9 protein-coding genes are annotated in these 9,926 nt (G+C 69.0%); 7 read left to right on the top strand and 2 right to left on the bottom strand.

The window, feature by feature from the left end; all coding sequences use genetic code 11:
* Positions 1-327 precede the first annotated feature (327 nt).
* Entirely contained in the window at positions 328-1,089 is a 762-nt protein-coding gene (locus MEICH_RS0102545) for an IS982 family transposase (protein ID WP_051303855.1), read from the bottom strand.
* Between the two features lie 16 nt (positions 1,090-1,105).
* Positions 1,106-1,675 carry an alpha-amylase family glycosyl hydrolase gene (locus MEICH_RS0102540; protein ID WP_084542323.1) on the bottom strand — a complete coding sequence of 190 codons (570 nt, stop codon included), beginning with the start codon at positions 1,673-1,675 and terminating at the stop codon, positions 1,106-1,108.
* A gap of 288 nt (positions 1,676-1,963) precedes the next feature.
* Between MEICH_RS0102540 and MEICH_RS0102535 the strand changes: the two genes are divergently transcribed.
* From MEICH_RS0102535 to MEICH_RS0102505, 7 genes are all read left to right on the top strand, one after another.
* Complete coding sequence (locus MEICH_RS0102535) at positions 1,964-3,358, top strand: xanthine dehydrogenase small subunit (protein WP_027891305.1); 1,395 nt, start codon at positions 1,964-1,966, stop codon at positions 3,356-3,358.
* Entirely contained in the window at positions 3,355-5,742 is a 2,388-nt protein-coding gene (gene xdhB, locus MEICH_RS23270; protein WP_051303854.1) for a xanthine dehydrogenase molybdopterin binding subunit, read from the top strand. The genes MEICH_RS0102535 and xdhB overlap by 4 nt, the downstream gene beginning before the upstream one ends.
* 5 nt (positions 5,743-5,747) lie before the next feature.
* Complete coding sequence (gene xdhC, locus MEICH_RS0102525) at positions 5,748-6,590, top strand: xanthine dehydrogenase accessory protein XdhC (RefSeq protein ID WP_036218208.1); 843 nt, start codon at positions 5,748-5,750, stop codon at positions 6,588-6,590.
* Between the two features lie 149 nt (positions 6,591-6,739).
* Positions 6,740-7,207, top strand: coding sequence for a nucleoside deaminase (locus MEICH_RS0102520; protein ID WP_027891304.1), 468 nt, complete (start codon positions 6,740-6,742; stop codon positions 7,205-7,207).
* A gap of 59 nt (positions 7,208-7,266) precedes the next feature.
* Positions 7,267-7,761, top strand: coding sequence for a 2-oxo-4-hydroxy-4-carboxy-5-ureidoimidazoline decarboxylase (uraD, locus tag MEICH_RS0102515; RefSeq protein WP_027891303.1), 495 nt, complete (start codon positions 7,267-7,269; stop codon positions 7,759-7,761).
* A gap of 92 nt (positions 7,762-7,853) precedes the next feature.
* Complete coding sequence (locus MEICH_RS0102510) at positions 7,854-9,164, top strand: urate hydroxylase PuuD (protein ID WP_036218206.1); 1,311 nt, start codon at positions 7,854-7,856, stop codon at positions 9,162-9,164.
* Positions 9,165-9,173: 9 nt separating this feature from the next.
* On the top strand, positions 9,174-9,923 hold the full coding sequence (locus MEICH_RS0102505) for a metallophosphoesterase family protein (protein WP_027891301.1): 750 nt from the start codon (positions 9,174-9,176) through the stop codon (positions 9,921-9,923).
* The last annotated feature ends 3 nt before the right edge of the window (positions 9,924-9,926 follow it).

The following is a 9,926-nucleotide window of genomic DNA, read 5'->3' as shown; positions in this document are numbered from 1 at the left end:
CAAAAGCACTATCCTCCAAGATGAGGGTGCTCCGGCGGAATACCCCAGGGCTGTGAGAAGCTGTGTGATCACCCGTGACTCAGCAGATAATAAATACACCATCACGGTGAACTCACAAGCCAGCGGGGTGTTTAGTGCGGTTTACTGGCTGCGCTAAGGTATCGAACCTTTTCGGGCGACTCCAGCTAAAATGGGGTCGCCTAAGGTTTCTGGAGAAAGATGCTTAAACGAGACTATCAATTTCCCCAGATTTGGCTAGCCGTTGTTCTAGGACTCATATGGAGTTTCCCATTTTTCGTTAACTATTACCTCGTTTGCTACCTGAAGTCAGACCAACACACCTGAGTGCATGAGGTTGTGGGCAGCGATTTTGAGGTTGACCCTGGCTCGTAAAGACCAGAAGGTCTTGACCTGCCCCACGTGCAGGTGAAGCGAGCGGACCAGGGAACTGAAACTGGTCTCGATGCGTTTACGCAGCCTGGATAAAGCCCTGGGCCAGAAGGTCTGGCGCTTCATGTTCTTGCGGCTGGGACAGTACACCCCCGTGCCCACGTAAGCCCTGTCCCCTAGCGTGGGCCCCTGAACCAGCCCCCAGGCCACACGGCTCTCGTGCGCGTGCGCAGGCACAAAGGCCCAACGTCGGAACAGCCCCCCCAGGCTCACCACCGCGTGCAGCTTGAAGCCCCAGACCATCCCCATGGTGCTGAAGCCCTTGCTGGCCTCGGGCATCTTGGCCCATTCCCAACGCTTACCCTTGGCGATGGGGAGGGGCTTGGTATCGATGAGCTCAATCCCCCGATCCTCATCCTCCTTGGCGGCTAGCGATTGAGCGAGCTCGGCCCATAGGGGCTCCGCATTGCGCACGATCCGATGGTAACGGCTGTACTCGGGTAGTCGCGGGAACAAGCCCCGATGATTCTGACGCACCAGCCAGTACCACACCGACTCGTAGGGCTGGGCCAACAGTTCACCGACCAGGGCTATGGTGAATAACTCGCTGTAGCTGGCCACCTGGTTGGCTTGCACCGGTAGCCTGAAGCGCTCCTGGTTGGCTTTGAGCCAGTCATCCACCAGGATGAAGACCCTCAAAAACAGTTCCTCTAGGCTATGCTGATAGCGGGGATGGTTTCTCATAGCAATGAAGACCATCTCCCTTTTCTTCCCCCATTTCAAGTAGCAAACCACGTAACTTCATGTTGTAGGTGGAGGAGTGCAGGTCGGTGATCAGCCCGCCGAGGTCGCTGCTGGTGCCCAGCTTGGGCTCGAGGGCGCCGTCGTCGGGGTCTACGTAATCCGGCCAGTAGCCGTGGTAGCCGCAGGAGCCGTCGCCGAGCTGCCCGACCTGCTTGTACGCGGGCGTCACCCAGACGGCGGTCATGCCCAGGTCCTTCAGGTAGCCCAGCTTCTGCCGCAGCCCGGCCCAGTCGCCGCCGTGGAACTTGCGGGGGTTGGCCGGGTCGTAGCAGCCCGCCGCCCCCAGGTTGTCGTTGGCGGTGGAGCCGTTGTAGAAGCGGTCCGGCAGCACCAGGTAGATCGCCTGGCGGCGCCACACCGAGCTGTCGGCCGCCTGCGGGCCGACCCCGCCCCCGTCCGAGGCATCCTCCTGCGCCGCCGCCCCGCAGGCCGTCAAGACCAGAACCAGTAAACCCAGGACCAGCTTCCACGCTCGAGCCATAATTCCCTCCCAGACCCGGCAAAATTGCCGTGCCCTGCTCAGAAGATGGGATTTCGACAACCAGGCTAACTCAGGATGAAGCGCTTCCACAAGGGGGTGGGGTCCGGGGGCGATGGGAACGGTTCGGAAAAGGGCCGGGCGGGTTTGGCAGGCCTCCTGGCGCCTGGGCACCGTGCGACCCCACGTTCCCTCGAGGCCCGTTCGGAGCCAGCCTGTGACTTTCTCACCGGCAGCGCATAGAATGGGCGATTAACAATGCACTGGATGGCCTATCGAGGGGGTTCATAGATGGAATTCGTTCTCAACGGTCGGCGGGTGCAGGTGGAAAACCTCGCGCCCCAGACCACGTTGCTCGATTACCTGCGCGCTTCGGGGCTCACCGGCTCCAAGGAGGGCTGTGCCGAGGGGGAGTGCGGGGCGTGCACGGTGGTGCTGGTGCGGGAGGGGCCGGCGGGCACCGAGTACCGCGGGGTCAATAGCTGCCTGCTGTTCCTGCCGATGCTGGCGGGGCAGGAGGTCTACACGGTGGAGGGGCTGGCGCAAGGCGGAAAGCTGGCCGAGGTGCAGGCGGCGATGGTGCGGCACGGGGGCTCGCAGTGCGGCTACTGCACGCCCGGCTTCGTCATGAGCCTCTTCGCCGAGCAGTACCGCCCCGACCGGGGTGCGGAGTTCGACCTGCACGCCCTGTCGGGCAACCTCTGCCGCTGCACGGGCTACCGCCCGATCAAAGACGCGGCGCTCTCGCTGGGGCCGGCGCCCGACGACGCCTTCAAGGCCCGGCTGCGCGAGCCGGCCCCGGCGCTGGGGCCCGCGGTGTACGAGAGCGAGCAGGGGCGCTTCGTGCGGCCGGGGAGCCTCGAGGAGTGCCTCACCTTCCTGGCCCTGCACCCCGAAGCCAAGCTGGTGGCGGGCGGCACCGACGCGGCGGTGGAGTCGAACTTGCGCTACCGGCGCTGGGAACTGCTGGTGGGCCTCGAGGCCATCCCCGAGCTCAGGGTCTTCGAGGAGCACGCCGACGCGTTGGAGATCGGGGCGGGGCTCAGCCTGGGGGAGCTCGAGCGCCGCTGGAAGGGGGCGCCCCAGGCCGTGCGCGACCTGCTCCCCCTGTTTGCCTCGCCGCTGATCCGCAACAGCGCCACGTTGGGGGGCAACCTGGGCACGGCCTCGCCCATCGGGGACTCGCCGCCGGCGCTGCTGGCGCTGGACGCGGCGGTGCGGATCGCCGGGAAGGACGGGGAGCGCGTCGTGCCGCTGGCCGAGTTCTTCAAGGCCTACCGCCAGACCGCGCTGGGCAGGGGCGAGGTCATCGTCTCGGTGCGGGTGCCCAAGCCCTACCCCACCCACAGCCGCTTCTACAAGGTGGCCAAGCGGCGCATGGACGACATCTCCACGGTGGCGGCGGGCTTCGCCCTCGAGCTCGACGGCGCGGGCCGGGTGGCGCGGGTCCGGCTGGCCTACGGCGGGGTGGCGGCCACGCCGGTGCGGCTGTTCGCGGTGGAGGAGGCCCTCACCGGCCAGCCCTGGAACGCCTCGAGCCTGTGGCGGGCCCAGGGGATGATCGCCGAGGTTTTAAAGCCCATCAGCGACCACCGGGGCAGCGCCGAGTACCGCCTGCGGATGGCGCAGAAGCTGCTGGAGAAGTTTTACCACGAGACCGCCCACACCGAGGGGGTGCCGCGATGAAAGCCGTAGGCAAGGCCATTCCCCACGAGAGCGCGGTGGAGCACGTCACGGGCCGCGCCCTGTACACCGACGACCTGCTTTGGTACGGGCATAGCCCGGCGGCCTACGCCGCTCAACGGGCCCGCTTCCCCGACCTGCTGCACGCCTGGCCGGTGCTGGCGCCGCACGCCCACGCGCGGGTGACGGCCTTCGACCCTTCGAGGGCGCTCGAGGTGCCCGGCGTGGTCACGGTGCTCACCGCCGAGGACGTGCCCGGCGTGGCCCAGGCCTCGCACCACCAGGACGAGCCGCTCTTCCCCGCCGAGGTGATGTTCCACGGCCAGCCGGTGGCCTGGGTGCTGGGGGAGAGCCTCGAGGCCGCCCGCCTGGGGGCGGCCCGCGTGCACGTCGAGTACGAGCCCCTCCCTGCACTCCTCAGCATCGAGGAGGCCATCGCCGCGAAGAGCTTCCTGGCCGGGCCGCTGCGCCTGGGCCGGGGCGACGCCGCCTCCGCGCTGGCGCGCTCCCCCCGCCGCCTGAGCGGGGAGGTGCGCATCGGGGGGCAGGAGCACTTCTACCTCGAGACCCACGCCTCCATCGCCCATCTCGACGAGACCGGCGGGGTGATGGTGCACGCCTCGACCCAGCACCCCAGCGAGACCCAGGAGGTCGTGGCGATGGTGCTGGGCCTGCCGCGCAGCCAGGTCACGGTGCAGTGCCTGCGCATGGGCGGGGGCTTCGGCGGCAAGGAGACCCAGGCCAACCCCTACGCGGCCATCGCCGCGCTGGGCGCCTGGAAGACCCGCCGCCCGGTGCGGGTGCGGCTGCCGCGCCACCTCGACATGGCGCTCTCGGGCAAGCGCCACCCCTTCCTGGGGCGCTACGAGGCCGGCTTCGACGACGAGGGCCGCCTGCTCGCCGCCCGCATCGAGCTCTACTCCGACGGCGGCTACAGCCTCGACCTCTCCGAGCCCATCCTCTGGCGGGCGATGTTCCACAGCGACAACGCCTACTTCGTGCCCGACCTCGAGGTCACGGGCTACGTCTGCCAGACCCACAAGACCTCCCAGACCGCCTTCCGCGGCTTCGGCGGCCCGCAGGGGATGGTGGTCATCGAGGACCTGCTCGACCGGGTGGCCCGCACCCTGGGCCTGCCGCCCGAGGCGGTGCGCGAGCGCAACTTTTACCAGGAGGGCCAGCGCACCCACTACGGCCAGGAGGTCAAGGACGCAGGGCGCATCCACGCCATCTGGTCGCAGCTCAAGGCCAGCAGCGGGCTCGAGCGCCGCCGCGCCGAACTCGCCGCGTTCAACGCCTCGAGCCCCCACCGCAAGCGGGGCCTGGCCGTCACGCCGGTCAAGTTCGGCATCTCCTTCACCGCCACCTTCTACAACCAGGCCGGGGCGCTGGTGCTGATCTACCGCGACGGCAGCGTGCAGGTCAACCACGGCGGCACCGAGATGGGGCAGGGCGTGCACACCAAGGTGCTGCAGGTGGCCGCTCAGAGCCTGGGGGTGCCGCTGGAGCACATCCGCATCATGCCCACCCGCACCGACAAGGTGCCCAACACCTCGGCCACCGCCGCCTCCACCGGCTCCGACCTCAACGGCGCGGCGGTGCACCAGGCCTGCGAGATCCTCAAGGAGCGGCTGGCCCCGGTGGCGGCCCGCTACCTGGAGTGCCCCCCCGAGCGGGTGCGCTTCGAGGAGGGGCGCGTCTTCCCCGAGGGACAGCCCGAGCGGTTCGTGCCCTTCGCGCGGGTGGTGGAGACGGCCTACTTGGAGCGCATCCCCCTCTTCGCCCAGGGCTACTACCGCACCCCGGACATCCACTTCGACAAGGGCAAGGGCCAGGGCAAGCCCTTCCACTACTTCGCCTACGGCGCGGCGGTGAGCGAGGTGGAGGTCGACGGCTTCACCGGCGAGTACCGCTTCCTGCGCACCGACATCCTGCACGACGTGGGCGACTCGCTCTCCCCGCTCGTCGACCGCGGGCAGGTGGAGGGCGGCTTCGTGCAGGGCCTGGGCTGGCTGACCCTGGAGGAACTGGTCTGGGACGCGCAGGGCCGGTTGGCGACGGGTGGGGCGAGCACCTACAAGCTGCCCTCCTGGTCGGAGCTGCCGGAGGTGCTCGAGGTGCGCTTTTTGGAGCGCGCCACCGAGCCCGGCGTGATCTACGGCTCCAAGGCGGTGGGCGAGCCCCCATTCATGCTGGCGATCTCGGTGCGCGAGGCCCTCAAGGACGCGGTAGCCGCCTTCGGCCAGGGCGGCGTGGTCGAACTCGACGCGCCCTCCACCCCCGAGCGGGTGTTCTGGGCCATCGAGAAGGCGCGCGCGGAGAAGGAGGCCGCGGCAGGGGAGGTTCCTCTCCGGGACGGGGCGCGGCCCGTGCACCACGGGGACTGAGCGGCATGGACTGGGACTGGCCCGCCAAGCTGCGCGAGCTCGCCGAGCAGGGCGAGGCGGCGGTGATCGCGACCGTGGCGGCGGTGCGCGGCCACGCCCCGCGCGAGGCCGGGGCCAAGATGCTGGTCACGGCGGGAGCGGCCTACGGCACGGTGGGCGGGGGGAACCTCGAGGAGGTCGCCCTCCAGGCCGCCCGGGAGATGCTGGCGGGGCGTGAGCCGGGCCCCCGGCTGCTCACCGTGCGGCTCAACCCCAAGGAGGGGGAGTTCGGCCTGCAGTGCTGCGGCGGCGAGGTGACGCTGCTGCTCGAGCCCTTCACCCCGGCCCGCCCGGCCGTCGCGGTCTTCGGCGTGGGGCACGTGGGGCTGGCCCTGGCCCGCGTCCTGTGCCTGCTGCCCGTGGAGCTGTGGCTCGTAGACTCGCGGGCCCGCATGCTGACCGACGAACGCCTGGCCCCGCTGGCCGGGGGCGAGGCCCGCCTGCGCGTCCGGCACCTGCCCATCCCCGAGCAGGCCATCCCCGAGCTGCCCGCCGGGGCCCATCTGGTGGTCATGACCCACGACCACCACGAGGACCTGGCGCTGCTCGAGGCCGCCCTGCGCCGCGGCGACCTGGGCTTCATCGGCCTGATCGGCAGCAGCGTGAAGTGGTCCAACTTCCGCCAGGCCCTCAAGGCCCAGGGCTTCAGCGACGCCGACCTCGAGCGCGTCACCACCCCCGTCGGCGTGGAGGGGATCAGGGGCAAAAAGCCCGCCCACATCGCCATCGCGACGGCGGCCCAACTGGTGCAGGTGCTCGAGCGCGCCGCCTCTGCCCCCACCTTGCCGAAAGGGAAACTCGAGGTTTAAGCTTTCGGTGTACCAGGCTGTTCTGCATGGATAACCAGACCTGGGAACCCTCTCCCGCACCGTGACGGGTTTGCGTTCCAACCATGCGAGCCGCAGAAGTCCTTCCGGGGGCTGGTCTGCCGGCTCGAGTTCGTGTGTTGGAGGTGGCGATGGAGCGTGAATTCATGCAGGAAGCGGCCCGGTTGGCTCTGGAGAACGTGCAGTCGGGGCTCGGGGGGCCCTTCGGCGCGGTCGTGGTGAAGGACGGGCAGATCATCGCCCGGGGCGCCAACTGCGTCACCCGCACCAACGACCCCACCGCCCACGCCGAGGTGGTGGCCATCCGCGAGGCCTGCCGGGTGCTGGGCACCTTCGACCTCTCGGGCTGCGAGGTCTACACGAGCTGCGAGCCCTGCCCCATGTGCCTGTCGGCGATCTACTGGGCCCGCATCGGCAAGATCTACTACGGCTGCACCGCCCAGGACGCCGCGGCCATCGGCTTCGCCGACCAGTTCATCTACGACGAGCTCTCCCGCCCCAAGAGCGAGCGCCGCCTGCCGCTGGAGCAGCTCGAGCGCCAGCTCTGCCTGCGGGCTTTCGAGGCCTGGGAGCAGGACACGAATAAAATCCCGTATTGACGCGGATGGCTATTGCATACGGCAAAACCCCAGCAATACGCCATACGCACCCCTAACCTATGCGACTCGACGCGATCAATCAGCTCGACAAGGAAGCTTTCGTAGCGCTGCTGGGCGGCGTCTTCGAGCACTCGCCCTGGGTGGCCGAGCGCTCGTGGGCTTCACGCCCGTTTGCCAGCCTCCAGGCGCTGCACGAGGCGATGTGCTTCGCCATGCGCCAGGCCCCCGCCACCCAGCAGATCACGCTCATCCGCGCCCACCCCGAGCTCGCCAGCCGCGCCCGGATGAGCCCCGACTCGGTGCAGGAGCAGCAGGGCGCCGGCCTCGACCGCCTCACGCCCGAGGAGTACGAGCGCTTCCAGCAGCTCAACCGCCTCTACCGCGAGAAGTTCGGCTTCCCCTTCATCCTCGCGGTCAAGGGCAAGGACAAGAACGACATCCTCCAAGCCCTCGAGTCCCGCCTCCCCAACGACCGCGAGACCGAGTTCGAGACCGCCTTGAGCCAGATCGAGCGCATCGCCCGCTTCCGGCTCGAGGCGCTGGTGGAGGAGTAGCGCAGGCGGGAGGCAGGCGTTTAGCGTCCAGCGTCCGACTATCGGCCATCAGCTATCGACCATCGACTATCGACCCCTAACAGGAGGTCCCCTTGAACCCGTTACACCAAGACCGGCTGAGGGTGATCAAATGGCCCTGGATCTTCGCGATGGTGGTGCTTCTGGCGCTGACCTACGCGCTGGTGCAGGCCAACGGGTGGCAGGCCCACGCCCGCGAGTGGCTGGGCCTGGCGGTGCGCTGGTTGCACATCGTCTACGGCATCGCCTGGATCGGGGCGAGCTTCTACTTCATCTTCCTCGAGAACGCCCTCGAGCGCGTGGGGGTGCGCTCCGAGCTCTCGGGCAACATCTGGACCATCCACGGCGGGGGGATCTATTACCTCGAGAAGTACAAGACCGCGCCCAAGGAGCTGCCGCCCTACCTGCACTGGTTCAAGTGGGACGCCTACCTCACCTGGGTCACGGGCTTTCTGCTCCTGATCATCGTGTACTACGCCGACCCCAAAGCCATCCTGCTGGCGCCGGGGAGCCCGCTCTCGGACGGGGCGGCCGTCGCGCTGGCGGTGGGGAGCCTGGTGGCGGCGTGGCTGGTCTACGTGGCGCTCTCGCGCACGGCGCTGCTGTACCGCCCGGCGGTGTTCTTGCTGGTGGGCGGGGTGCTGGTGGCGGGGGTGGCCTTGCTGCTCTCGCAGGTGTTCAGCGGGCGGGGCACCTTCATGCACGTCGGGGCGATGCTGGGCACCATCATGGCGGGCAACGTCTTCTTCGTGATCATCCCCTCGCAGAAGGCGCTGGTGAAGGCCGCGCAGCGGGGGGAGACCCTGGACCCGGCCTTCGTGAGCTGGGTGCAACTGCGCAGCCGCCACAACAACTACATCACGCTGCCGGTGCTCTTCACCATGATCGCCCACCACTTCCCCACGACCTACTCCGGCGGCCTGGGCTGGCTGATCCTGCTGATGCTGTTCGTGGCCGGGGTGGCGGTGCGGCACTTCATCAACGTCACCGAGAAGCAGCACCACACCACGCTCAAGGAGGGCGGGGCCATGCCCTACCTGCTGGTGGCGGCGCTGGCGCTGGTGCTGGGGGCTTTCTACCTCACCGCGCCCAAGCGGTCGGCGGCGGCTGTCGAGGGCCCGGCGGTGCCCTTCGGCGAGGTGCAGGGCATCGTCGCCACCCACTGCCAGGTGTGCCACTCGAGCCAGCCCACCCAGCCCGGCTTCGCCTCGGCCCCCGCCGGCTTCGTGCTCGACACGCCCCAGCAGATCGTGGCCCAGGCCCAGAAGATCAAGCAGGTGGCCGTGGACTCCGAGTACATGCCGCTGGGCAACCTGACCAAAATGACCCGCGAAGAGCGCGAGCGGCTGGGGCAGTGGGTCGAGCAGGGGGCGAAGGGCCCTTAAAGTAGGCATATGCGGATCGCCCTATTCTCCGACGTCCACGGCAACCGCTTCGCCCTCGAGGCCGTGCTGCGCGACCTCGAGGCGGCCAAGCCCGACACAGTGGCCAACCTGGGTGATCAGGTGTGGGGCGCCGCCGACCCGGCGGGGGCCTGGAAGCTCCAGCAGGGCTTGGGTGCGGTCACGGTGCGGGGCAACACCGACGAGTTCCTGACCTACCCCGAGGGGGTGCGCAAAGCGCATACCGGCTTTGCCGGTAACCTGGACGAGAAGCTGGCCCTGGCCGCCTGGCTGCGCGAGCAGTTGGGGCCGGGCGTCCCCGAGGCCCTGAAGGCCCTGCCCACGGTGGCCGAGCTGGCCGAGGGCGCGGTGCTGATCGCCCACGGCTCGCTGCGCAGCCCGCACGAGGCGCTGTTCCCGGCGGGGGAGGGCAACCTCCCGGTGGGCCGGGTCTCGGGGGAGATGCTCGAGCAGGTCGCGGCTTACCCCAAGGCCCGCGTGGTGGTGGTCGGGCACACCCACAGCGAGCTGGTCGTGGCCGAGGGCGGGGTCAGCTTCGTCAACGCGGGGCCGGTCTCCCGGCCTCGCGACGGCGACCCCGCGGCCCGCTGGGTGCTGCTCGAGGAGCGGCAGGGGAGCTTCAGCGTGAGCTTCCGCCGCGTGCCCTACGACTTCGAAGCCGCCGCCCGCTGGGCGCTCGAGCATTCCCCCATCGGCGAGCAGGAGGCCCAGCAACTGCGCACCGCCCGCTTCCCGAGGTGAGAC

This window comes from Calidithermus chliarophilus DSM 9957 (genome assembly GCF_000430045.1).
Lineage (GTDB): Bacteria > Deinococcota > Deinococci > Deinococcales > Thermaceae > Calidithermus > Calidithermus chliarophilus.
Note: the sequence above shows the minus strand (reverse complement) of the source record. Positions and strands in the feature narration are given on the sequence as shown.